Below are 24,189 nucleotides of genomic sequence, written 5' to 3' on the forward strand. Positions count from 1 at the left end.
TCACCCCCGCGTTATCGATTATCGCCTCAGCCGTTATGGCAGCTCGTGGCTGGCATAGAACGCGCTCAATACCTTGACCAGATGCGCCAGGTCATGGCTACCGGCCAGTTCGCGAATCGAGTGCATGGCGAACGTCGGCAAGCCGATGTCTACCGTGCGAATACCCAGATGGCTGGCAGTGATCGGTCCGATGGTCGAGCCGCAACCCATGTCGCTGCGTACCACAAAGCTCTGTACCGGGACCTCTTCGGCCATGCACAGATGGCGGAAGAAACCGGCGGTTTCGCTGTTGGTGGCGTAACGCTGGTTGCTGTTGACCTTGATCACCGGCCCTGCGTTGAGCTTGGGACCATGATTGGCGTCGTGCTTGTCAGCGTAGTTGGGATGAATGCCGTGGGCGTTGTCGGCTGATATCAGCAGCGACTTCTGAATCGTGCGCACGTAGTCTTCGCTGCTTGGCAACAGACGCTGGACGATCTGCTCGAGCATCGCACCGTCTGCGCCACAAGCGGAAGACGAGCCGACTTCTTCGTGATCGGTGCACACCAGCAGGGCGGTTTCGTCGCTCTCGGTGTTGAGCAGTGCCTGCATCCCGGCGAAACACGACAACAGGTTGTCCAGGCGTGCGCCTGCCAGGAAGTCCCCATTGAGGCCGACCACAGCGGCGCCTTGGGTGTCGTAGAAACTCAGCTCGTAATCGAGCACCACATCGGCATTGAGGCCGTGCTCGCGGGCCAGTTGGTCGGTCAGTAATGCCCGGAAGTCGGCGCGCTCGTCACCGGCGACCTGCGCCAGGATGGGAGGCAGTTCGTTTTGCGCATTGATTGCCCAGCCTTCGTTGGCAGTGCGGTTCAGGTGAATCGCCAGATTGGGGATCACGGCGATCGGCAGTTTGAAGTCGATCAACTGACTTTCAACCTTGCCGTCGCGGCGGAAAGTGACACGGCCGGCCAGCGACAGATCACGGTCAAACCAGGGGGCCAGCAAGGCGCCGCCGTAGACTTCGACGCCCAGTTGCCAAAAACCCTGACGTTGCAGTTCCGGTTGCGGCTTGACCCGCAGGCACGGGCTGTCCGTGTGTGCGCCGACCATGCGGATGCCGCCCGTGAGTGGTGACTGACGACCCATTCGGAAAGCGACGATGGAAGAGTCATTACGGGTGACGAAATAACGGCCCCCGGTTTCTACTGCCCACGTGTCACGTTCGTCCAGCCGCTGAAAGCCTGCGGCTTCGAAGTGTTGCACGAGGGTGGCGGTGGCGTGGAACGGGGTGGGAGAAGCCTTCAGAAAATCGATGAGGCCTTTGTTCAACTCTGCGCGCATAAATAGCTCCAGACAGCAATGGCGCGAGTTTACCGCATTGGCTCAGTCGTTGCCGCTGCCACAGAAACGCTTTTCGACCGCGAAGGGCCTGACGAAGTTGAGCCGGAAACCGGAGCCAAGGGCCTTGCTCGCTTTGGTCCCCCAAAGTGAGTCGCTGAGGGGTGAAAAGGTAACTTGAGCCGAACGCCAATCCACCTGATATCGCAAACCCTGGGTGACGCGGAGCGTAACGAACTGCATGCCTACGCGGAGCGCAGGCACGATAGTCTAAGTTGACGCACAGCGCCGAGAGTAAAAGCGCTTTTCAACCGCGGTGGCACTGACGACGCAGAGTGCGACGTTAGTGACGGCTGAGTCCTGGCGCTGATCCGGGGGTAGCCTGGCAGGACGCCAGGCTAGCCGCACCGGGCCATGGATGGCCCGTTGCGGCGACCCCCGGATCAGTGACAGGGCGAAGGAACCCGACGAAGTCGGGCCGGAAACAGGAGCGGGGGGCTTTGGTTACTTTGGCCCCATCAAAGTAACTCGCCGAGGGGCGAAAAGGTGACCTGAGTCGACCCTAAATCCACCTGAAGTCGCAGAACCGCTGTGTGACGCGGAGCGTCACGAACGGCATTACCACGCGGGGCGTGGGAACGATAGTCAGAGCAGCTGTATGACGCGGAGCATCTGCACGATATTCAGCGTGTCATTCAGATCAGAACGGCGCGGTGCACTCGAAGGTCAATCGCTCGCCGGTCCCCGGATGGGTAAAGCTCAGCATGCTCGCATGCAGACACAGACGCGGATACGCCGCCAGCGCTTCCGGATGCGCGTACAGACCATCACCCAACAGCGGATGCCCGATCGACAGCATGTGCACACGCAACTGATGCGAGCGGCCAGTGATCGGCGTGAGCTCGACGCGACAGTAAGTGTCATGCCGCTCGACAACCTTCCAGAATGTCAGCGCGTGTTTGCCACCCTCGTGGTCCACCACATGCCGGGGCTTGGTGGGCGGGTCATAGCGCAATGGCAGATCGATACTGCCGCTGTCCAGGGACGGTTGGCCCCAACACAGTGCGGTGTAGGCTTTCTCGGTTTCGCGGTCATGAAACTGACGCGACAGCTCTCGATGCGTATCGGCATCACGGGCCAGCAGAATAATGCCCGAGGTTTCCCAGTCCAGGCGATGGACGATACGCGCTTCGGGGTAACCGTTTTCCTGCAGGCGGGTAATCAGGCAATCCTTGTTATCGTCGGCACGGCCGGGAACGGAAAGCAGCAGGGTAGGCTTATCGATCACCAGAACGGCGGCGTCCTGATGAATGATGCGGATGTTCGACAACGGCATGCAACGGCCTCGAAACGCTAGAAACGCCAACGGCGGCAAGGGCGCAGCTTCCGTAGAAGTGCGCCGATACCGCCGCGAGCGACTGCCTGATCAGCGATCGGGCAGGGTGATATTGAGTTCCAGAATCGAACAGCTGCCCTGGCTTTCCAGAGCGACCTGTACCTGGTCAGACTCGATATTGACGTATTTACGGATCACTTCCACCAGCTCTTTCTGCAGCGCAGGAAGGTAGTCCGGGGTACTGCGTTGGCCGCGTTCGTGAGCAACGATGATCTGTAGACGCTCTTTCGCGACCGAGGCCGTGCTTCCTTTTTTGCGGTCACGAAAGAAGTCAAAAATATTCATTAATTACCCCCGAACAGGCGTTCAAAGAATCCTTTCTTATGCACATCCAGAAACCGGTGCTCAAGTGTTTTGCCCAGCAGGCGGTCAACCGCATCGCTGTAGGCCTGACCCGCATCGCTCTGGTCATCTAGAATGACCGGCACGCCCTGGTTGGAGGCTTTCAGTACAGCCTGGGATTCGGGGATCACGCCGAGCAGGGTAACGGCAAGGATTTCCTTGACGTCTTCCACGCCGAGCATTTCGCCCTTGCTGACGCGCTCAGGGTTGTAGCGGGTCAGCAGCAAGTGTTCCTTGATCGGGTCTTCGCCACGTTCGGCGCGACGCGATTTGCTGGCCAGCAGGCCCAGCATGCGGTCGGAGTCACGTACCGACGAGACTTCAGGGTTGGTCACGACGATGGCTTCGTCGGCGAAGTACATGGCCAGGTGAGCACCGGTTTCGATACCGGCCGGCGAATCGCAGACGATGTATTCGAAGGATTCCTTCAGCTCCATGAGGACTTTTTCAACGCCCTCCTTGGTCAGTGCTTCCTTGTCACGGGTCTGGCTGGCGGCCAGCACGAACAGGCCTTCGATCTTCTTGTCCTTGATCAGCGCCTGTTGCAGGTTGGCTTCGCCATTGACCACGTTGACGAAGTCATACACGACACGACGTTCGCAACCCATGATCAGGTCGAGGTTACGCAGGCCGACGTCGAAGTCGACGATGACTGTCTTGTGGCCGCGCAGTGCGAGACCGGTACCGATGGCGGCGCTGGTGGTGGTCTTGCCCACACCACCCTTGCCGGATGTAACAACGAGAATCTTGGCCAAGGTGTATCACCCCTAGAGGAAAAGGACATTGAGTCCCTGAAAGGCATCTCCTGGCGCCGCGCCCGCCGAAGCATTCTGGAAATCCTGGGGTCTGATTCCGGAAAGCTAGCACTAAGCTATTACTTTCGACTCATATACCCGCTGAAAAGCAGTGCTTTTCAGAACTTCCTGCCGCCTTCACGACAATTTCGCGACGAATCAGAGATGCTTTGAAAATTGCGGCAGTATCCGTTAAAGACGAATGATGTTCAACACATCACCTGACAAGCTGATCTGGACCGGCGAGCCCCATAACGGGTCCCTGCGCAAGTCCTCGGACACCTTGTATTGCCCGGCAATCGAAATCAGTTCGGCACTCAACTGCTGGCAGAAGATCCGTGCCTTGGTATCGCCCTTTATTCCCGCCAGTGCCCTGCCACGCATCGGGCCGTAGACATGGATGTTTCCATCGGCGAGAAGTTCCGCACCGGGACTGACCGGCGCGACCACCACCAGGTCGCCGCCCTGGGCGTAGATCTGCTGACCGCCGCGTACCGGAGCGGTTATCACGCGGGTCGGCTTGATCAGTGGCTCTGGCGGTTTTTCCGGGATTTTTTTCGGTGCTTCGGCCTCGACCGGGTCGATCACGCGCTCACGTGCGCCGGACGGCGGCAGCACCGGGAGGTCGACGGCAATCGCCGCGGCAATGTCTTCGATACGGTTGGCGCGGATCGCCAGGGTGCGCAGGCCATGCTGGCGACAGATGCGCACCAGACCCGGTAGATCCACCGGGCCTTCGTTCGGTGCGAGTTTGTCCAGAGCCAGGATCAGCGGCGTATTGCTGAAGAAGTTGGGGGCTTGTGCCACCTTGGCCGCCAACTGCCTGTCGAGCGCTTCAAGGTTGGTTCGGGCCAGCTCCATCACGGTGATGGCGAGCATGCTGCCCTTGAGCTGAAATACAGGTTCCGGGTTTTGCGATTCAATCTGGCTCATGGTTGATATACACAACAGCTTGTCGCTAAAAGTGCCGAGACTTATAGCGAGAACGCCCGCGAGCCGCAAGCGGCCAGAACCGTTGTAGAATGCGCGGCCTTTGTTCTGACGGAAGCCCAAATGGATCGCCCGCGTCTTAAAGCCAGTTTCCTTCACCCCCGTTTCTGGCCGCTATGGCTGGGGCTGGGGCTCTTGTGGCTGATTGTTCAATTGCCATTTCGCGTTCTGCTGGTCATCGGTCGGGCACTGGGCGCCATCATGTACCGTGTGGCCACTGATCGAAAAAAAATCGCGTCACGCAATCTGGAGCTGTGCTTCCCGCATTTGTCCGCGGCCGAGCGCAAGCGTCTGCTCAAGGAAAACTTCGCCTCCACCGGGATTGCCTTCTTCGAGATGGCCATGAGCTGGTGGTGGTCGAAAAAACGTCTGGCCAGGCTTGCCCACGTCGAAGGGCTCGAGCATTTGCAGAGTGCTCAGGAAAAAGGCGAGGGCGTGATTCTGATGGCGCTGCATTTCACCACGCTGGAAATCGGCGCGGCACTGCTGGGCCAGCAGCACACCATTGACGGCATGTATCGCGAACACAAGAGCCCGTTGTTCGACTTCGTCCAGCGTCGCGGACGCGAGCGCCATAACCTTGATTCACTGGCTGTCGAGCGCGATGACGTACGCGGCATGCTCAAGTTGCTGCGCGCCGGTCGGGCGATCTGGTACGCGCCGGATCAGGACTATGGCGCCAAACAGAGCATTTTTGTGCCGCTGTTCGGCATCCAGGCCGCGACCGTGACCGCCACCAGCAAATTCGCCCGCCTGGGCCGTGCGCAGGTTGTGCCCTTCACTCAGCGGCGTCTGGCAGACGGTAGCGGTTACCGGCTGGTGATTCATCCGCCGCTGGACAACTTTCCGGGTGAGAGCGACGAAGCCGATTGCCTGCGCATCAATCAATGGGTGGAAAAAGCCGTCACTGAATGCCCGGAACAATATCTTTGGGCCCATCGACGCTTTAAAAGTCGACCAGCCGGTGAACAGAAGCTATATGAGAAGCATAGATAAAAAGCGTCGTTGATCACCGAGGTCAGTCGTAGATGCAGGATCGCGCAGTAACGAGCAGTGCAGTAAGTGGTGTCGAGCCTGTAACCGGGCTGATTTTATCGGGTGGCGGGGCGCGTGCGGCCTATCAGGTCGGCGTACTGGCAGGCATTGCCGACCTGCTGCCGCCCGGTTCGCCCAATCCCTTTCCGGTCATCGTCGGTACGTCGGCTGGCGCGATCAATGCCGTCAAGCTGGCCAGTGGCGCGCTGCATTTTCGGATTGCCATTCATCAATTGACCGAATTCTGGCAGTCATTTCGCAGCCATCAGGTGCTGCGCAGCGACTGGTCCGGGGTGATTCATCAGGCCAGCCGTTTTTTCGGTCGCAGTCTGCTGGGGTTTGGACGAAACATCCCGGTTGCCTTGCTCAACAGTTCGCCCCTGCGTGATCTGCTCAATGAGCGGTTGGACCTGTCCGGAATCGAAGCCGCCATCGACGCTCATCATTTGCGTGCAGTGGCGGTGACTGCCTTCGGTTACGAATCGGGTCAGGCGGTCACGTTTTATCAGGGCCGCGGTACGATCGAACCCTGGCTGCGCCATCGCCGTATCGGCCGTCCGACGCAATTGACCGTGGATCACTTGCTCGCCAGTTCAGCCATTCCCTTGCTGTTCGCCCCCGTGATGCTCGACGAGGAATACTTTGGCGACGGGGCCGTGCGTCAGTCGGCACCGATCAGCCCGGCGCTGCACCTGGGCGCCAATCGTGTTCTGGTGGTCGGCGTGAGCGGCAACCCGCGCGGCCTTAAAGCCGAAAGACCGGCACCCCGCGCGCCACGCGGCGCTCAGCCAAGCCTGGCGCAGATCAGCGGCCACATGCTCAACAGCACGTTCATCGACAACCTGGAAAGCGATATCGAGCTGCTCGAACGCTTGAACACCGCCAGTGCGTTGCTGCCCGAGGATCAGGTCAGGCAGCCGGGCATGGAGCCGGTGGAAGTGCTAGTGATTTCGCCGAGCCGTCCGCTGGATGAGATTGCGGCCCGCCACCGCCGCGAATTGCCCCCCGCACTGCGCACGTTCCTGCGCGGGCCGGGTGCGACCAAGAGCAGCGGCGCCAGTGTGCTGAGCTATCTGCTGTTCGAGTCAGGTTATTGCAGCGAATTGATCGAACTGGGGCGTCACGACGCGATTGCTCAGGGTGCCGAACTGAAGCGCTTTCTGCGTCTGGAATAACTCGGCGAGACAGAGGCGGGGCCTCTGTCTCTTGATCAGCGTGCGCAGGGCTCAGTGAGCGAAGTTGTCACGCCGTCAGACGATCTTCCCGGAAGTCACGAATCGCCTGCTCGATCTCTTCCTTGGTGTTCATCACAAAGGGGCCGTACTGCACGATCGGTTCACGCAGGGGCTTGCCTGCAATCAGCAACAGCCGCGCACCAGCGGCGCTGCTGATCTGCACCTCACCGATGTCGGACAGGCGTGCCATTTGGCGTTTACCGATCGGCTGGGTGCTGCCTTCCAGCTCGACACTGCCTTCATAGACGTACAGCAGCACAAGGTGCCCTTCGGGTACGTGCGGGCTGATACGGCTGCCGGCAGGCATATCAAAGTCAAAGTACAACGGCTCGGTGTCCGGACGCTGTACTGCCCCGGCCTGGCGAACCTGGCCATCGTCGAAATGCCCGGCCAATACCACCACTTGTACACCGGCCTGGGTGGTGACACTCGGAACGTTTTCCGGCTGGATGTCCTGGTAGCTGGCATCGCTCAGCTTGTTCTTGCCCGGCAGGTTCAGCCAGAGCTGAAAGCCGCGCATGGTGCCTTCTTCCTGTTCAGGCATTTCGCTGTGAATGATCCCGCGTGCCGCCGTCATCCACTGCACACCGCCGCTCTGCAGAAGGCCGACATTGCCCATATGGTCTTCATGACGCATACGGCCTTCAAGCATGTAGGTCACCGTTTCGAAGCCACGGTGCGGGTGAGGTGGAAAACCGGCGATGTAGTCATCCGGCTTGTCTGACCCGAACTCGTCCAGCATCAGAAACGGATCGAACTGCTCCACGCCACGTCCGCCGAAGACGCGCGTCAGCTTGACGCCCGCGCCATCGGACGCTGGTTGACCCGCTTGAATGGACAGGACTTTACGAAATTGAGTCATGGGAGACAGAGCACTCCTTATCAGGTGATACGAAGTGTCATGGTATGCCTGTCCATTCGATAAATTTATTCGAATGCCGGGACAGAATGATCGTATTGGTCGATAGGTTGCGCTGCATGACGCAGTGGCGCGGAGTGACAGGTAGCCTGCCCGGAATGATCTCCGGGGCAGGCTTGAAGCCAGAGGATGCTCAGTGCTTGCTGCCCTGTGTCGACATGCTCAGCAGCTGTTTCTCCTGATTCCAGTCGAACGGTTCCTCGTTCTGCTCCGCTTCGTAGCGGCGTTCTTCCAGCGCCTGATACAGCTCGATTTCATCATCCGGCATGAAATGCAGGCAGTCACCGGCGAAGAACCACAGCAGGTCGCGCGGTACCAGATGCGCGATTTGCGGGTAGCGCTGGATGACCTGGCAGAGGATGTCCTGACCCAGGTACTGGCTTTCGATGGGGGCCTGCGGCAACAGCTCGACCAGTTCGTCGAAACGCTCCATGAACAGCGCGTGGCTTTCTTCCGGAACCTGCTCGGCCTCGCCCAGCGCGACCAGAATGCTGCGCAGGTGTGCCAGCAGGCCAAGTTGGTGATCGAGAGTGGCGTCGGCCATTGGGTAATCCTCAAATGCAAAAACAGGCGCGAGAGTATAAAGCTCTACGCGCCTGCTGTGTGGTGCGACCTGACTATCAGCGAATCTTGCCGGCTGCCAGGGTCAGTTCTTCCTTGTCGAAATCATCCACATCAATCACCTTGCGGCGGGCTGCCTCGGCGGTACGCAGGGTTTGCGCTTCGTCGGCCTGCAACACACCGATGCGCAGCGCGGCGTCGATGACAGGCTCGCCAGCGTCCGGCTTGACCTGACCACTCTTGATTGCCACTTGCAGCTTCTTGTGCAGCGGATACGCAGCGCTGAGCAGGTCGATGGCGTGTTGCAGCGCGCCGACCGGATCGTCTGCCGATTGCGGGCGGTAGCAGCCTGCCAGCAACTCTTCCAGCGTCGGATCGCCCTTGGCGCGGCCCAGCACCTGGGCAACTTCCGCATCAAGCTTGTCCGATGGCCCCTTGTGCCGACGACCGAACGGGAACACTACGGCACGCAGCACCCCACCCAGTATGCGGTTGGGGAAGTTGCTGAGGATCTCGTCCATCGCACGTTCCGAATGCCCCAGGCTTTCTTCCATGGCCCAGCGGAACAACGGGCTCATATGGTCCGGCGAACCGAGGTCGTGATAACGCTTGAGCGCTGCCGAGGCCAGGTACATATGGCTGAGCACGTCACCCAGGCGGGCCGAAAGGCGTTCGCGGCGTTTCAATTCGCCACCCAGCAGCATCATGCTCAAGTCGGCGAGCATCGCGAACGCTGCTGCCTGACGGTTGAGCGCGCGGAAATAGCCCTGACTCAAGCCGTTACCCGGCGCTCTTTCGAAATGACCGAAGCCCAGGTTGAGGATGAAGGTGCTGGCGGCATTGCTCACCGCAAAACCGATGTGTTTGAGCAGCAGGCTGTCAAACTCGATCAGCGCCTGCTGCTTGTCTTCGCGCCCGGCGAGGGCCATTTCCTTGAGCACGAAGGGATGGCAGCGAATCGCGCCCTGGCCGAAAATCATCAGGTTGCGCGAGAGGATGTTGGCGCCCTCGACCGTGATGAATATCGGCGCACCTTGCCAGTTGCGACCCAGATAGTTGTTCGGGCCCATGATGATGCCCTTGCCGCCATGCACGTCCATGGCGTGACCGATACACTCGCGACCGCGCTCGGTCAGGTGATACTTGAGGATTGCAGAGAGCACCGAAGGCTTCTCGCCCAGGTCGACCGCATTGGCGGTCAGCATGCGCGCGCTGTCCATCAGCCAGGCATTGCCACCGATACGCGCCAGCGCTTCCTGGATGCCTTCGAACGCCGAGATAGGCACGTTGAATTGCTCACGCACCTTCGCGTACTGGCCAGTGACCAGGCTGGTGTACTTGGCTGCGCCGGTGCCGACTGCCGGCAGCGAGATCGAACGACCCACCGACAGGCAGTTCATCAGCATCATCCAGCCTTTGCCCAGCATCGGCTGACCACCGATCAGGTAGCTCAGCGGGATGAACACGTCCTTGCCCGAGTTGGGGCCGTTCATGAACGCTGCGCCCAATGGCAGGTGACGGCGGCCGATTTCCACGCCGGGCGTGTCGGTCGGAATCAGCGCCAGGCTGATGCCCAGATCTTCTTTTTCGCCGAGCAGGTGCTCAGGGTCGTGGGCCTTGAAGGCCAGACCCAGCAGGGTGGCGACCGGGCCGAGGGTGATGTAGCGTTTTTCCCAGGTCAGGCGCAGACCGATGACTTCTTCGCCCTGCCACTGACCCTTGCAGATGATCCCGGTGTCGGTCATCGCGCCTGCATCGGAACCGGCCAGCGGACCGGTCAGCGCGAAGCAGGGGATGTCTTCACCGCGTGCCAGACGTGGCAGGTAATGATTGCGTTGCTCGTCGGTGCCGTAATGCAGCAGCAATTCTGCCGGGCCGAGGGAGTTGGGCACCATCACCGTGGACGCCAGGTCGCCGCTGCGGGTGGCCAGCTTCATGGCTACCTGGGAGTGGGCGTAGGCGGAGAAGCCCTTGCCACCGAATTCCTTGGGAATGATCAGCGCGAAAAAGCCGTGCGCCTTCATGTGCGCCCAGGCTTCAGGCGGCAGGTCCATGGCCTGGCCGATTTCCCAGTCGCTGACCATCGCGCAGAGTTCTTCGGTCGGCCCGTCGATAAAGGCCTGTTCCTCTTCGGTCAGTTGGACTTTCGGGTAGGCCAGCAGCTTGTCCCAGTCCGGGCGCCCGCTGAACAGCTCGCCATCCCACCAGACCGTGCCGGCATCGATCGCATCACGCTCGGTTTGCGACATCGGCGGCAGGACTTTTTGAAACCAGCTGAACATCGGCGCAGTGAAATGCTTGCGGCGAAGATCGGGCAGCATTACCGGTATGAACACTGCCAGCCAGAGCAACCAGAACACCGTCAGCAGCCATCCTGGCGCGTGACTGAAAATGCCCATGGCCAGCAGGTAGACAGCTACCACGCCAAGCGCCGGGAGCGGGGCGGTTCGCCGATGAGCCAGCCAGGCAATGCCGACGACCAGCACAACAATCCACAACAACAGCATAAGTATTCCTCCGTGATGACCGCCACTGTGGCGGCGATCAAACTGGTCGCCGGGCAGTGGTGAGGCGACATCGATAGTGACCCCTGGTTGACGAGGAAGTTGCCGCCGCTTCGGGGTAGACTGTGAGCCTTTATTTATCAGCGACTGCGAGGGGAACGCAATGCTCAAGATCTGGGGACGGAAGAATTCCAGCAATGTGCGCAAGGCACTCTGGATTGCCGAGGAAGTGGGCGTACCCTACGAGACGCAGGACGCCGGTGGTGCATTCGGCCTGGTCAACGAAGCGGCCTATCGCGCGAAAAACCCCAACGGCCGGATTCCGATGATCGAAGACGGCGACTTCGTGATGTGGGAGTCCAACGCCATCGTGCGCTATCTGGCCGCCCGCCATGCCCCCGATTCTGATTTATACCCCGCAGATCTGCAGGCTCGTGCCAACGCAGACAAGTGGATGGACTGGACCACCTCGACCATCGCCGCGCCGTTCAGCCCAGTGTTCTGGGGTGTAATACGCACGCCCGCCGATAAACAGGACTGGCCGGCCATCGAGCAAGGCATCAAGACGCTGCACAGCCTGCTGCTGGTGGCCGACGAGGCGCTGTCGCGACAGCCCTATCTGTCTGGCGATGCGTTCGGCATGGGTGATATTCCCTTGGGATGCTTCGCCTACGGCTGGTTTGAAATGCCGATTGAACGTCCGCCGCTGCCTCACCTCCAAGCCTGGTATGAGCGTCTCAAGACTCGCCCGGCTTATCGCAAGGCGGTCATGACCCCTTTAACCTGAGCATGTGATGTGAACAGGTGATAGGGCTGGTCGGGCGCATGTCCGGCGCTCGATATTTACTATTAACAGATGTGTCTGTACTTGAACGGCGCAGCCAAGCACCATTGCGCGGCTGGGTCGTCACGGCAGGCGGCTGGTGACAGTCATCTTCAATTCCTTTTTCTGATGAGTACCTTTCCCGATATGTCTTCCGCTCTGTCCATTCGGCAGCTAACCAAAACCTACGGCAACGGTTTCCAGGCCTTGAATGGCATCGATCTGGACGTCGCCGAAGGTGATTTCTTCGCCTTGCTGGGCCCCAACGGCGCTGGCAAATCCACCACCATCGGCATCATCTCGACGCTGGTCAACAAGACCAGCGGTACGGTGAATATCTTTGGCCACGACCTGGATCGCGAGCCCGCTGCGCTCAAGCGTTGCATCGGTGTCGTGCCGCAGGAGTTCAACTTCAACCAGTTCGAGAAGACCCTGGATATCGTCGTCACTCAGGCGGGCTACTACGGCATCCCGGCGAAAATCGCCAAAGAGCGCGCCGAGCAGTACCTGACGCAGCTGGGGCTTTGGGAAAAGCGCGACGTGCCTTCGCGTTCGCTGTCCGGCGGCATGAAGCGGCGTCTGATGATCGCCCGTGCGCTGATTCACGAGCCGCGCCTGCTGATCCTCGACGAACCCACCGCAGGCGTGGACATCGAGTTGCGCCGTTCGATGTGGACCTTTCTGACCGAGCTGAACAGCAAAGGCATCACCATCATCCTCACCACGCACTACCTGGAAGAGGCTGAACAGCTGTGCCGCAACATCGGCATCATCGACCACGGGGTGATCGTGCAGAACACCGGCATGAAGCAGCTGCTCAGCACGTTGACCGTCGAGACGTTCGTGCTCGATCTCAAGGCCTCCTGGCAGACCGCGCCACAACTGCCCGGTTTCCCTTGCCGCCTGCTCGACAGCCACACCCTGGAAGTGCAGGTCGACAAGAACGTCGGCATCACTGCGCTGTTCAGCCAGTTGGCCTTCCAGAACATCGAAGTCTTGAGCCTGCGTAATAAATCCAATCGCCTTGAGGAGTTATTTGTGTCCCTGGTGGAAAAAAACCTCGCGAAGGTGGCGGTATGACCGTAGCCAACGGCGAGTTGCGCCCCAACCTGATTGCCCTGAAAACCATCGTCTACCGTGAAGTGCACCGCTTCATGCGGATCTGGCCGCAGACCCTGCTGCCGCCAGCCATCACCATGGTTCTGTACTTCGTCATCTTCGGTAACCTCATCGGTCGCCAGATCGGCGACATGGGCGGCTTTACCTACATGCAGTACATCGTGCCGGGGCTGATCATGATGTCGGTGATCACCAACTCCTACGGCAACGTGGTCTCGAGCTTCTTCGGTGCCAAGTTTCAGCACTCCATCGAAGAACTGATGGTCTCGCCGGTCTCGCCGCACACCATTCTGGTCGGTTACACCCTGGGCGGTGTGTTGCGTGGTCTGATGGTCGGTTTCATCGTCACCATGCTGTCGATGTTTTTCACTGACCTGCAAGTGCACCACTTGGGCGTGACCATTCTGGTGGTGGTGTTGACCGCGACGATTTTCTCTCTGCTGGGCTTCATCAACGCAGTGTTTGCACGCAACTTCGATGACATCTCGATCATTCCGACCTTCGTCCTGACCCCGCTGACCTATCTGGGTGGCGTGTTCTACTCGATCAACCTGTTGCCGCCGTTCTGGCAGACCGTGTCGCTGGCCAACCCGGTCCTGCACATGGTCAATGCCTTCCGCTACGGCATTCTGGGCGTCTCCGACATCAAGATCAGCATCGCTCTGGCGTTCATGATCGTGGCGACCTTCGTGCTGTATATCGGCTGCGCCAGGTTGCTGGTGAGCGGTCGCGGTATGCGTCAGTAACACATTGGCTTCGACCCGCCAGGCTGGCGGGTCGAGCGCTGGCCGGGAGCGGCCGTTCAGATTCTGCAACACACCACCTCTTCCGACATTTCCCCGGTGCGCTGATCCTTTAGGCTTTCCGCTGCAAGGAACCGTCATGCGCACAGGGATGATCGCGCTCGCGCTCGGGCTGCTTGCCCTGCGTTTTCTACCGGCGTTGCCGCCGACCTGGCTATTGCTGTTGATGCCGATACTGGCGTTGATGCTGCTGCCGTTCCGTACCTATCCACTGGCGTTGTTCCTGCTCGGTTTCACTTGGGCCTGCGTGTCGGCGCAGTGGGCGTTGAGTGACCGGTTGGCGCCGCGTCTCGATGGTCAGACGCTGTGGGTGCAGGGCAAGGTGGTCGGTTTACCGAGTGTCGCCGAAGGTGTGGTGCGTTTCGAGCTGGAAGGTGCCACGTCACGACGTGCCAGGCTGCCCGCGCGAATCAGGGTGGCCTGGTACGGCGGCCAGCCGGTGAGCAGCGGCGAGCGCTGGCGTATGGCGGTCAAACTCAAGCGACCGGCCGGGCTGGTCAATCCGGATGCTTTCGACTATGAAGCCTGGCTGCTGGCGCAGCGCATCGGTGCGACCGGCACGGTAGTGGATGGTCAGCTATTGGCACCCGCGCGTGCCGCCTGGCGCGATGCCATTCGTCAGCGCCTGCTGGCGGTCGATGCGCAGGGCCGGGAGGGTGGTCTGGCAGCGCTGGTGCTGGGCGATGGCTCAGGGCTATCGAACACCGACTGGCAGGTGTTGCAGGATACCGGCACTGTGCATCTGCTGGTCATTTCCGGTCAGCACATCGGGTTGCTGGCCGGGGTGATTTACGCCTTGGTCGCAGGCCTGGCGCGCTGGGGGCTGTGGCCGCGCTTTTTGCCCTGGCTGCCGTGGGCGTGTGCACTGGCGTTCAGCGCTGCACTGGGCTACGGACTGCTGGCCGGTTTCGAGGTGCCGGTCCGGCGCGCCTGTGTAATGGTCGCGATGGTGCTGCTGTGGCGCTTGCGTTTTCGCCATCTGGGCGTGGTCTGGCCCTTGTTGCTGTCCTTCAACACGGTGCTGATCTTCGAGCCGCTGGTGACGCTGCAGCCGGGTTTCTGGCTGTCCTTCGCAGCGGTCGGCATTCTGATCCTGATTTTCAGCGGACGTCTCGGCGCCTGGCGCTGGTGGCAAAGCTGGACACGGGCGCAATGGCTGATCGCCGTCGGCTTGTTGCCGATCCTGCTGGCGCTGAACCTGCCGATCAGCCTCAGTGGGCCGTTTGCCAACTTGCTTGCCGTCCCTTGGGTCAGCGTGATCGTCCTGCCTCCGGCATTGCTCGGAACGCTGTTGCTGCCGGTCCCTGTGGTCGGGGAAGGTCTGCTCTGGCTGGCGGGCGGGGCGCTGCAGTGGCTGTTCGTGTTCCTCGACGCGGTGGCTGCCGCATTGCCGGCCTGGTTACCCAGTGCGGTGCCAATCTGGGCATGGTGGTTGAGCCTGCTCGGGGCCTTGCTCTTGTTGCTGCCCAAGGGCATACCCGTGCGGCCGCTGGGCTGGCCGTTGCTGTTGCTGTGCGTTTTTCCGCCACTCGAATCAGTGCCTGAAGGCCAGGTAGACGTGTTGCAACTGGATGTGGGGCAGGGCCTGGCGATTCTCCTGCGCACCCGCAACCACACACTCCTGTATGACGCAGGTCCACGTTTCGGTGAGTTCGATATCGGTCAGCGCGTGGTCGTGCCCGCCATGCGCAAGGCAGGTGTCCGCCATCTTGACCTGATGTTGATCAGCCATTCCGACGCCGACCATGCCGGAGGTGCGGCGGCGGTTCATCAGGCCTTTCCGGTGAGCCGGGTGCTGGGTGGCGAGCTGGCCAGACTCGCGCCGCAACTCGATGCCCGATTGTGCGAGAGCGGTGCACGCTGGGAGTGGGATGGCGTGGTGTTTTCCACGTGGCGCTGGGAGCAGGGGCCTAATGGCAATCCAACCTCCTGCATCCTCAGCGTCGACGCCGGGGGCGAGCGTCTGCTGCTGGCCGGCGATATCGATGTGAGCGCCGAGCGCGCGGCGATGGACAGCGGGTTCGACCTTCGTGCTCACTGGTTGCAGTCGCCACATCACGGCAGCCGGACCTCGTCGTCCAAAGCGTTTCTGCGCGCCGTGGCACCGGTAGGCGTGCTGATTTCCCGTGGTCGCAACAACGCGTTCGGTCACCCGCATCCGTTGGTCATGGCGCGCTATCGAGGCTTGGGCATCGCCAGTTACGACAGTGCCGAGCTGGGCGCGGTCCGCCTGCAACTGGGGACGTTCGGAACGCCACAGGCCGAGCGCGCGCAACGGCGCTTCTGGCGTGATTGAGTGAATGGATATCGATCTCGGCGTTCGGCACTTGGCGACCCTATGGTAGAGTGGCGCCAATTTTTCGAGGGAGTGATCACTGTGTGGGAACTGGTCAAATCTGGCGGCTGGATGATGCTGCCGATTATTCTGAGCTCCATCGCCGCCGCCGGCATCATCATCGAGCGCCTGTGGACGTTGCGTGCCAGCCGTATCACGCCACCGCACCTGCTCGGGCAGGTCTGGCAGTGGATTCAGGAAAAGAAGCTGGACAGCGAAAAGCTCAAGCAGCTGCGCGCGGACTCGCCGCTGGGTGAAATCCTGGCCGCAGGTCTGGCCAATTCCAGGCATGGTCGCGAGATCATGAAGGAATGCATCGAAGAAGCCGCTGCGCGGGTCATTCATGAGCTGGAGCGCTACCTCAGCGCACTGGGCTCGATCGCTGCCATGGCGCCGCTGCTTGGTTTGCTGGGCACCGTGCTGGGCATGATCGATATCTTCGGCTCGTTCAACAGCTCCGGGGCCACCGCCAACGCCGGCGTGCTGGCAGGTGGTATTTCCAAGGCGCTGATCTGTACGGCGTCGGGTCTTATTGTCGCGATCCCGGCGATCTTCTTTCATCGCTTTCTGCAGAGCCGCGTCGATGAGTTGGTGGTCGGCATGGAGCAACAGGCCATTCGTCTGGTTGAAGTGGTGCAGGGCGACCGCGATGTCGATCTGATCGACGCCAAGATCGACCTCAAGTCGCTGGCCAGAGCGGACGGGGGCAAGAAGAAGTGAAATTTCGCCGTCGCAGACCCCGGGAAAACATCGACATCAATCTGGTCTCTCTGATTGATGTGGTGTTCATCCTGCTGCTGTTCTTCATTGTGACGACCACCTTCACTCGCGAAACCCAGTTGCGGGTGGATCTGCCACAGGCCGTTACCGGAACGCCGGACGTGGACGCCAGCGCCAAACAGCTGGACATCGCCATCAACGCCGACGGGATTTTCTCGCTGAACAATCAGTTGTTGCCGAAAAACGACCTGGCAACGCTGATCGAGGCGCTGCAGCGCGAATCGGCGGGCGATACCAGTCTGCCGCTGTCGATCAGTGCCGATGGCAAGACCCCGCACCAGTCGGTCATCACGGCCATGGATGCGGCGGGCAAGCTGGGCTTCAGTCACTTGCGCATGACCACTGTCGAGGCCACACCGGCTAACTGATGGCATTCACTGACCGTTTGCTCGACGCCTGGTACAAGGGCCACCCTGCGCTGGCGCTGTTGCGCCCGCTCGAAGGCCTCTACCGGCGTGTCGTAGAACGCAAACGGGCGCGGTTTGTGGCGGGCGAGGGGGATATCTACCGCGCGCCGGTGCCGGTTATCGTGGTGGGTAATATCACCGTCGGTGGCACTGGCAAGACGCCGTTGATTCTCTGGATGATCGAGCACTGCCGCCGTCGCGGCCTGCGTGTCGGTGTGGTCAGCCGCGGTTACGGCGCCACGCCGCCAAGCCTGCCGTGGCGCGTCCTGCCTGAACAAAGTGCCAGCGAGGCAGGGGACGAGCCCCTGCTCATCGTTCAGCGCTGCGGCGTGCCACTGATGATCGATCCGGATCGCAGTCGTGCCGTACAGGCCTTGCTCGCTGCCGAACCACTGGATGTGATTCTTTCCGACGACGGCTTGCAGCATTACCGTCTGGCCCGCGACCTGGAACTGGTGCTGATCGATGCCGCCCGTGGTCTGGGCAATCGCCGTTGTCTGCCTGCCGGGCCGTTGCGCGAACCGGTCGAGCGGCTGAGCAGTGTCGACGCCTTGCTTTATAACGGCGCGACGGCTGACAGGAACGACGGCTACGCCTTCAGGCTCAAGCCTTCGGCGCTGATCAATCTGCGCAGTGGCGAACGTCAGCCGGTGGATTATTTCCCGGCCGGTCAGGCGCTGCATGCGGTCGCCGGAATCGGCAATCCCCAACGTTTCTTCAATACCCTCGAAGGATTACACTGGCAACCGGTGACTCACGCGTTCGCCGACCATGCTGTCTACAGCGCCGAGGCGCTGACATTTGCACCTGCGTTGCCCTTGGTCATGACCGAGAAGGATGCGGTGAAATGCCGTGCCTTTGCCGCTGATGACTGGTGGTATCTGGCAGTGGATGCACTACCTTCCGATGCCTTTGTCGGTTGGTTCGACCAGCAACTGCTACGTCTTTCTCCATGATTGCTTCAGGATCTCCTATGGACACCAAACTACTCGATATCCTCGCTTGCCCTGTCTGCAAGGGACCATTGAAGCTCAGCGCCGACAAGACCGAGCTGATCAGCAAGGGCGCAGGTCTTGCCTATCCGGTGCGCGACGGCATCCCGGTGATGCTCGAAAGCGAAGCTCGTACCCTGAGCACCGACGAGCGGCTGGAAAAATGACCGCAGCGTTTACCGTTGTCATTCCGGCGCGCTACGGCTCCAGTCGCTTTCCGGGCAAGCCGCTGAAAACCATTGCCGGCAAACCCATGGTTCAGCTGGTCTGGGAGCAGGCGTGCAAGAGCAGCGCCGAACGTGTGGTGATTGCCACCGACGATGCGCGCATTGTCGAAGCCTGTCAGGCTTTTGGTGCCGAAGTGCTGCTGACGCGCGACGATCACAACTCCGGCACCGATCGTCTGGCTGAGGTGGCCGCGCAATTGGGCCTGGCGGCTGACGCGATTGTCGTCAATGTGCAGGGCGACGAGCCGATGATCCCGCCTGCGGTGATCGATCAGGTGGCGTCCAATCTGGCCGCCCATCCCGAAGCTGGCATGTCTACGCTGGCCGAACCTATCGACGACGTGGCCGCGTTGTTCAACCCCAACATCGTCAAGGTGGCTACGGACATCAACGGCCTGGCGCTGACGTTCAGCCGGGCTCCCTTGCCATGGGCGCGCGATGCGCTCGCAGCAAATCGTGACCAATTGCCTGCCGGTGTGCCTTATCGTCGGCATATCGGTATCTATGCCTACCGTGCGGGCTTCCTGCATGACTTCGTCAGTTGGGGGCCGTGCTGGCTGGAAAACACTGAAAGCCTGGAACAATTGCGTGCGCTGTGGAATGGCGTGCGGATTCACGTTGCCGACGCGCTTGAAGCGCCACCCGGTGGCGTTGATACGCCTGAAGACCTGGAGCGCGTAAGGCGCTTGCTGGAGGGTTGATGCGCTGCGTCCATTGGTTCGGGAAGGCGAGGGTATGACCTTGCAGGTGCAATCCGCGATTTCCCTCAAACCGTTCAATACGTTCGGTGTGGATGTTCAAGCCCGGCTATTTGCCGAAGCGCACAGCGATGACGATGTTCGCCAGGCGCTGGCCTATTCGGCCGAGCACGATGTGCCACTGCTGGTGATTGGCGGTGGCAGCAACCTGCTGCTCAGCGCTGACGTGCAGTCACTGGTCGTACGCATGGTCAGCCGCGGCATTCGCATCGTGCATGAGGACTGTCTCGAGTCGATTGTCGAGGCAGAGGCTGGCGAGCCCTGGCATCCGTTCGTGCAGTCCTGTCTTGAGCTGGGGCTGGCGGGGCTGGAAAACCTCAGTCTGATTCCAGGCACCGTTGGTGCGGCACCCATGCAGAACATCGGTGCCTATGGCGTCGAGATCAAGGATGTCTTCCATAGCCTGACTGCGCTGGATCGTGAAACGGGCGAATTGCGCGAGTTTTCTCTGCAGGACTGTGCGTTCGGCTACCGCGACAGCGTGTTCAAGCATCAGGTCGCGCGCTGGTTGATCCTGCGTGTGCGTTTCAAGCTCAGCCGCGTAGCTCGCCTGCACCTCGAATATGGCCCGGTTCGTCAGCGTCTCGACGAGCTGGGTATTGATCGGCCGACGCCGTTCGATGTCAGCCGTGCGATCTGCGCCATTCGCAGTGAAAAGCTGCCTGACCCCGCGGTGCTGGGCAATGCCGGCAGTTTCTTCAAAAACCCGATTATCCCTGCCGAACTGTACGCAACGATCAAACAGCAGCACCCAGGTGTCGTCGGCTACCCGCTGGACGATGGCCGGGTGAAACTGGCGGCTGGATGGCTGATCGAGCAGGCGGGCTGGAAGGGTTATCGCGATGGTGATGCTGGCGTGCACAAGCTTCAGTCGCTGGTGCTGGTCAACTATGGGCAGGCCAGTGGCTTGCAGCTGCTGAGTCTGGCGCGCCGTATCCAGACCGACATCGCCGAACGTTTCGGTGTCGAGCTGGAGATGGAGCCGAACCTCTACTGATAGCCTGAAGATGGTCTCTTGTGGGAGCGAGCCTGCTCGCGAAGGGATCAGATCAAGCGCTGTGTATTGAAGATGAACGCAGTGCAGCCCTCAATCAACGGGCATGAAAAAGCCCCGCCTGTTTGCACAGGCGGGGCTTTTTCATGGGCCGGGATTAGGCGAGGGGTTTAGGCTCGTTTTCTTTCTCGGCTTCATGTTGCGGTTTGACTGCTGGTTGCTCAGTGGCCGCTTCTTCGGTCTTTTCCCCGGCTGCCGGTGAAGGCTGGGCCGATTCTGCTTCAGCGGCAGCAGGCGCTGCCTCGACGACTGGAGCGCTGGCAGCAGCGGCTTCCTGTTGACGACGTGCTTCTTCTTCACGCTTGCGGCGACGAACTTCACGAGGATCGTTCGGTGCGCGGCCCGTGCTGCTGACCACTGGTGCAGGCGCTGCTTCTTCAGCCGCAGGTGCCTGCTCTAGTGGGGCAGGTGCCTGTTCTTCAACGACCGGCTGAGGCGCGACGTAAGGAGCAGGCTCTTCTTTCACGGCTACCGGCTCGACGGCAGCAGGTGCAGGCGTTGGCAGTTCGGATGATTCGGTGGCTGGCACTTCCTCATGAGCCGCCGCTTCGACCGGCGCCTGTGGTGCTGGCTCTGGCGTCGGCTTGAACGGCACTACGCGTTCTGCGTGAGGTGCTTCGAACAGTTCGGACTGCGCAGCAATGGCCGGGGCTTCGACCGCTGCCGGCTGAACTTCAACCTCTGGAGCAGGCTGTGCTACAGGAGCATCGTCCGCTACAGGGGCTTCAACGGCAGGTGCCTCGACAGTCGGTTCGGCAACGGTCGGTGCTTTTTCGGCAGCCGGTGCTTCGGTGGCTGGCGTTTCAGCTACTGGCGTTTCAGTCACAGGCGCTTCGGTCGCAGATGCTTTGGCAGCAGCTGCCTGATGCGCTGGCTCGGCGTCTGCAGCGGCGGCGTTGCTGTTGGCACGTTCGGCCTGCTGATGCGCGTCGGCTTCGGCAGGCGCGCTGATCACGCTGCTGGCAGCGGAAGCTGCGGCGGTGAAGCCCAGACCCGCCGACAGGTCGGTGGCGCTGCCTTCTTCTTCGTTGCCGTTCTCTTCGGAGCCTTCGATCACGTTGCCATTGGCATCGCGCTGACGCTCACGACGATTGCTGCGACGACGCTGGCCACGCGAGCGGCGGCGAGGGCGGTCGCCTTCGCTACCGTCGTTGCCTTCCTGGTTCTCGTCATTGATCTGCTCTTCGTTGAGCAGCACTTCCTCTTCGCTAACGGCAGCCGCGGCCTGTTCGGCGCGTGGTTGACGTTCTTCACGAGGTGCGCGCGGCTGGCGCTCTTCGCGTGGTGCGCGTTCAGGACGCTCCTCGCGAGCGAGGTTCACCGCAGGGGCTGCATCCAGAGGCTCGCGCAGTTCGCGAACCGGGCGATCTTCGCGCGCTTCACGCGGCTTGCGCTCGCGGGTGGTACGGGCTGGACGCTCTTCGCGCGGTGCCGACTCCTCGCGGGCTTCACGCGGTTCGCGAACGGTGCGCTCTTCACGAGGTGCACGTTCTTCACGCGGAGCACGCTCTTCACGAGGTGCGCGCTCTGCACGCTCTTCGCGGGGGGCGCGTTCTTCACGAGGCTTGCGCTCTTCGTCGCGGCGATTGTTGCGGCCACGGCTCTGCTGGCGGCCGTTGCGACGTTCCTCGTTGCGGGCTGGACGCTGTTCTGCAACAGGCTTCTCAACCACAACCGGAGCGACAGGCTCTTCCTTGGTCGCGAACAGGCTGACCAGGGATTTCACCAGACCCTTGAACAGGCTTGGCTCGTGAGCGGCAGGTGCCGGTGCAGGCGTTGCCGCAGGGGCAGCGGCTTCTACCGGGACCGGCGCATTGGCGCGAGCCGGAGCAGTCTTGACGGCCGCTTCCTGACGAACCAGGGTGCGGGTTGCGGCGGCCAGTGGTGCAATTTCTTCCACTTCGGCAGCGGCAGCAGCGATTTCATAGCTGGTCTGGCTGCTGTGCGCTTCAGGGCTGTCATCACGCAGACGCTGAACTTCGAAGTGCGGCGTTTCCAGCTGATCGTTCGGCAGAATGATAATGCGCGCACGGGTGCGCAGTTCGATCTTGGTGATCGAGTTGCGTTTTTCGTTGAGCAGGAAAGCCGCGACCGGAATCGGCACCTGAGCGCGCACTTCGGCAGTGCGGTCTTTCAGGGCTTCTTCTTCGATCAGGCGCAGGATGGCCAGCGACAGCGATTCAACATCACGGATGATGCCGGTGCCGTTGCAGCGAGGGCAGACGATGCCGCTGCTTTCGCCCAGCGATGGACGCAGGCGCTGACGGGACATTTCCAGCAGACCGAAACGCGAAATGCGACCGATCTGTACGCGGGCACGGTCGGCTTCCAGGCTTTCGCGGACTTTCTCTTCCACGGCGCGCTGGTTCTTGGCCGGCGTCATGTCGATGAAGTCGATGACGATCAGGCCGCCGATGTCACGCAGACGCAGTTGACGGGCGATTTCCTCAGCCGCTTCAAGGTTGGTCTGCAGGGCGGTTTCTTCGATGTCGCTGCCTTTGGTGGCGCGCGCCGAGTTGATGTCGATGGACACCAGGGCTTCGGTCGGATCGATGACGATGGAGCCACCGGAAGGCAGTTCGACTACGCGCTGGAAGGCGGTTTCGATCTGGCTTTCGATCTGGAAGCGGTTGAACAGCGGAACGCTGTCTTCATACAGCTTGATCTTGCTGGCGTACTGCGGCATCACCTGACGGATGAAAGTCAGCGCTTCTTCCTGGGCTTCGATGCTGTCGATCAGGACTTCACCGATATCCTGACGCAGGTAGTCACGGATGGCGCGGATGATGACGTTGCTTTCCTGGTAGATCAGGAAAGGGGCGGAGCGATCGAGGGACGCTTCCTTGATGGCGGTCCACAGTTGCAGCAGGTAATCGAGGTCCCACTGCATTTCTTCGCTGCTGCGGCCCAGGCCGGCAGTACGAACGATCAGGCCCATGTCGGCTGGCGCGATCAGGCCGTTGAGGGCTTCACGCAGTTCGTTGCGCTCTTCGCCTTCGATACGGCGCGAGATACCGCCGGCACGAGGGTTGTTCGGCATCAGAACCAGATAGCGGCCTGCGAGGCTGATGAAGGTGGTCAGGGCTGCGCCCTTGTTGCCACGCTCTTCTTTCTCGACCTGAACGATGACTTCCTGGCCTTCGCTCAGGACGTCCTTGATGTTGACGCGGCCTTCAGGGGCTTTCTTGAAGTACTCGCGGGAGATTTCCTTGAGGGGCAGGAAGCCGTGGCGCTCAGAGCCGAAATCGACAAAGGCAGCCTCGAGGCTGGGTTCGATGCGAGTGATTCGGCCTTTATAGATGTTGGCCTTCTTCTGCTCGCGTGCACCTGACTCGATGTCCAGGTCGTAGAGGCGCTGGCCGTCTACCAGTGCAACACGCAACTCTTCGGGTTGAGTTGCGTTAATCAGCATTCTTTTCATGTAGTACCGTCGGTTTCCGGGCTGCCGGAAACGGCGTTCGGCACACACGACTTCTCACGGTCGGTGTCAGGGCACGTCAGGAGTGGTTGGACACTCCAGTGTCTAGCGAGGTCCTCGCCCAGAGGGGGCGGAGGGTCGCGACGACGTTTCCTGCTTGCTGTGGTGGCATAAGACACCCCTTTCAGCAAAAGCTTTGTCAGGAGGAGGAATCGACCATCGGTAGCGGACGAGATGAAGCGTCTAGAACAAGCCTTGTGCTACACAGTCCGATGGTTGTGCGTCTCCACCCTACACGTATCCCTGATAATTCGGGTGCTGCCGCGCGCAGAATCCGCAGCGGGTTGGCATTTACCGCGACCTTCGATAGGGAAGGT

21 protein-coding genes are annotated in these 24,189 nt (G+C 60.9%); 12 read left to right on the forward strand and 9 right to left on the reverse strand.

Translation table 11 applies throughout. The annotated features are described in order from the left end of the window. Positions 1 to 33 precede the first annotated feature (33 nt). The 5 genes from BLR16_RS12670 to minC form a co-directional block, all read right to left on the reverse strand. Positions 34 to 1,323, reverse strand: coding sequence for a M18 family aminopeptidase (locus BLR16_RS12670; protein ID WP_003368366.1), 1,290 nt, complete (start codon positions 1,321 to 1,323; stop codon positions 34 to 36). 697 nt (positions 1,324 to 2,020) lie between these two features. Then, on the reverse strand, positions 2,021 to 2,656 hold the full coding sequence (locus BLR16_RS12685; protein WP_003368367.1) for an RluA family pseudouridine synthase: 636 nt from the start codon (positions 2,654 to 2,656) through the stop codon (positions 2,021 to 2,023). Positions 2,657 to 2,746: 90 nt separating this feature from the next. Further along, a complete protein-coding gene (gene minE / locus BLR16_RS12690) occupies positions 2,747 to 3,001 on the reverse strand; it encodes a cell division topological specificity factor MinE (protein WP_003317453.1) in 255 nt (84 codons plus the stop codon). Further along, complete coding sequence (minD, locus tag BLR16_RS12695) at positions 3,001 to 3,813, reverse strand: septum site-determining protein MinD (protein WP_003317454.1); 813 nt, start codon at positions 3,811 to 3,813, stop codon at positions 3,001 to 3,003. The genes minE and minD overlap by 1 nt, the downstream gene beginning before the upstream one ends. Positions 3,814 to 4,044: 231 nt before the next feature. Beyond that, positions 4,045 to 4,785, reverse strand: coding sequence for a septum site-determining protein MinC (minC, locus tag BLR16_RS12700; RefSeq protein ID WP_003368369.1), 741 nt, complete (start codon positions 4,783 to 4,785; stop codon positions 4,045 to 4,047). A gap of 120 nt (positions 4,786 to 4,905) precedes the next feature. On the opposite strand from minC, the gene BLR16_RS12705 reads away from it, so the two are divergent. Both BLR16_RS12705 and BLR16_RS12710 read left to right on the forward strand, forming a co-directional pair. Then, the gene (locus BLR16_RS12705; protein WP_003430968.1) at positions 4,906 to 5,838 is read left to right on the forward strand and encodes a lipid A biosynthesis lauroyl acyltransferase; all 933 of its coding nucleotides are present in this window, start codon (positions 4,906 to 4,908) and stop codon (positions 5,836 to 5,838) included. Between the two features lie 32 nt (positions 5,839 to 5,870). Further along, positions 5,871 to 7,052: a patatin-like phospholipase family protein gene (locus tag BLR16_RS12710; protein WP_054080800.1), complete on the forward strand. Its 1,182-nt coding sequence runs from the start codon at positions 5,871 to 5,873 to the stop codon at positions 7,050 to 7,052. Positions 7,053 to 7,119: 67 nt separating this feature from the next. Here the strand turns inward: BLR16_RS12710 and BLR16_RS12715 are convergent, their stop codons facing one another. The 3 genes from BLR16_RS12715 to BLR16_RS12725 all read right to left on the reverse strand — a co-directional run bounded on the left by BLR16_RS12715 (position 7,120) and on the right by BLR16_RS12725 (position 11,099). Continuing rightward, a complete protein-coding gene (locus BLR16_RS12715) occupies positions 7,120 to 7,974 on the reverse strand; it encodes a pirin family protein (protein ID WP_003368372.1) in 855 nt (284 codons plus the stop codon). A gap of 190 nt (positions 7,975 to 8,164) precedes the next feature. Next, complete coding sequence (locus tag BLR16_RS12720; RefSeq protein ID WP_003430970.1) at positions 8,165 to 8,575, reverse strand: PA2817 family protein; 411 nt, start codon at positions 8,573 to 8,575, stop codon at positions 8,165 to 8,167. Positions 8,576 to 8,651: 76 nt separating this feature from the next. After that, positions 8,652 to 11,099, reverse strand: a complete 2,448-nt coding sequence (locus tag BLR16_RS12725; RefSeq protein ID WP_074807844.1) for an acyl-CoA dehydrogenase — start codon at positions 11,097 to 11,099, stop codon at positions 8,652 to 8,654. 160 nt (positions 11,100 to 11,259) lie between these two features. Between BLR16_RS12725 and BLR16_RS12730 the strand changes: the two genes are divergently transcribed. From BLR16_RS12730 to murB, 10 genes are all read left to right on the forward strand, one after another. After that, positions 11,260 to 11,883, forward strand: coding sequence for a glutathione S-transferase (locus BLR16_RS12730; protein WP_003368376.1), 624 nt, complete (start codon positions 11,260 to 11,262; stop codon positions 11,881 to 11,883). Positions 11,884 to 12,066: 183 nt separating this feature from the next. Next, the gene (locus BLR16_RS12735; RefSeq protein WP_003317464.1) at positions 12,067 to 12,999 is read left to right on the forward strand and encodes an ABC transporter ATP-binding protein; all 933 of its coding nucleotides are present in this window, start codon (positions 12,067 to 12,069) and stop codon (positions 12,997 to 12,999) included. Continuing rightward, on the forward strand, positions 12,996 to 13,784 hold the full coding sequence (locus tag BLR16_RS12740) for an ABC transporter permease (protein ID WP_003368378.1): 789 nt from the start codon (positions 12,996 to 12,998) through the stop codon (positions 13,782 to 13,784). The genes BLR16_RS12735 and BLR16_RS12740 overlap by 4 nt, the downstream gene beginning before the upstream one ends. Positions 13,785 to 13,920: 136 nt before the next feature. Beyond that, positions 13,921 to 16,137, forward strand: coding sequence for a DNA internalization-related competence protein ComEC/Rec2 (locus BLR16_RS12745; RefSeq protein WP_074807847.1), 2,217 nt, complete (start codon positions 13,921 to 13,923; stop codon positions 16,135 to 16,137). 81 nt (positions 16,138 to 16,218) lie between these two features. Beyond that, entirely contained in the window at positions 16,219 to 16,896 is a 678-nt protein-coding gene (locus BLR16_RS12750; protein ID WP_371124086.1) for a MotA/TolQ/ExbB proton channel family protein, read from the forward strand. Further along, the gene (locus tag BLR16_RS12755) at positions 16,893 to 17,324 is read left to right on the forward strand and encodes an ExbD/TolR family protein (protein WP_003409582.1); all 432 of its coding nucleotides are present in this window, start codon (positions 16,893 to 16,895) and stop codon (positions 17,322 to 17,324) included. Before BLR16_RS12750 ends, BLR16_RS12755 begins: the two co-directional genes overlap by 4 nt. Further along, the gene (lpxK, locus tag BLR16_RS12760; RefSeq protein WP_074807850.1) at positions 17,324 to 18,319 is read left to right on the forward strand and encodes a tetraacyldisaccharide 4'-kinase; all 996 of its coding nucleotides are present in this window, start codon (positions 17,324 to 17,326) and stop codon (positions 18,317 to 18,319) included. Before BLR16_RS12755 ends, lpxK begins: the two co-directional genes overlap by 1 nt. Before the next feature lie 17 nt (positions 18,320 to 18,336). Beyond that, positions 18,337 to 18,522, forward strand: a complete 186-nt coding sequence (locus BLR16_RS12765; protein ID WP_002552679.1) for a Trm112 family protein — start codon at positions 18,337 to 18,339, stop codon at positions 18,520 to 18,522. Beyond that, entirely contained in the window at positions 18,519 to 19,283 is a 765-nt protein-coding gene (gene kdsB / locus BLR16_RS12770; RefSeq protein ID WP_003317470.1) for a 3-deoxy-manno-octulosonate cytidylyltransferase, read from the forward strand. Before BLR16_RS12765 ends, kdsB begins: the two co-directional genes overlap by 4 nt. Positions 19,284 to 19,317: 34 nt before the next feature. After that, complete coding sequence (gene murB / locus BLR16_RS12775) at positions 19,318 to 20,337, forward strand: UDP-N-acetylmuramate dehydrogenase (protein ID WP_003430975.1); 1,020 nt, start codon at positions 19,318 to 19,320, stop codon at positions 20,335 to 20,337. 154 nt (positions 20,338 to 20,491) lie between these two features. Here the strand turns inward: murB and rne are convergent, their stop codons facing one another. Beyond that, complete coding sequence (gene rne / locus BLR16_RS12780; protein WP_054080804.1) at positions 20,492 to 23,806, reverse strand: ribonuclease E; 3,315 nt, start codon at positions 23,804 to 23,806, stop codon at positions 20,492 to 20,494. Positions 23,807 to 24,189: the final 383 nt, after the last annotated feature.

The sequence above is a fragment of the Pseudomonas sp. BS3767 genome, from assembly GCF_900099665.1.
In the GTDB taxonomy this organism is placed as follows: Bacteria; Pseudomonadota; Gammaproteobacteria; order Pseudomonadales; family Pseudomonadaceae; genus Aquipseudomonas; species Aquipseudomonas cerasi.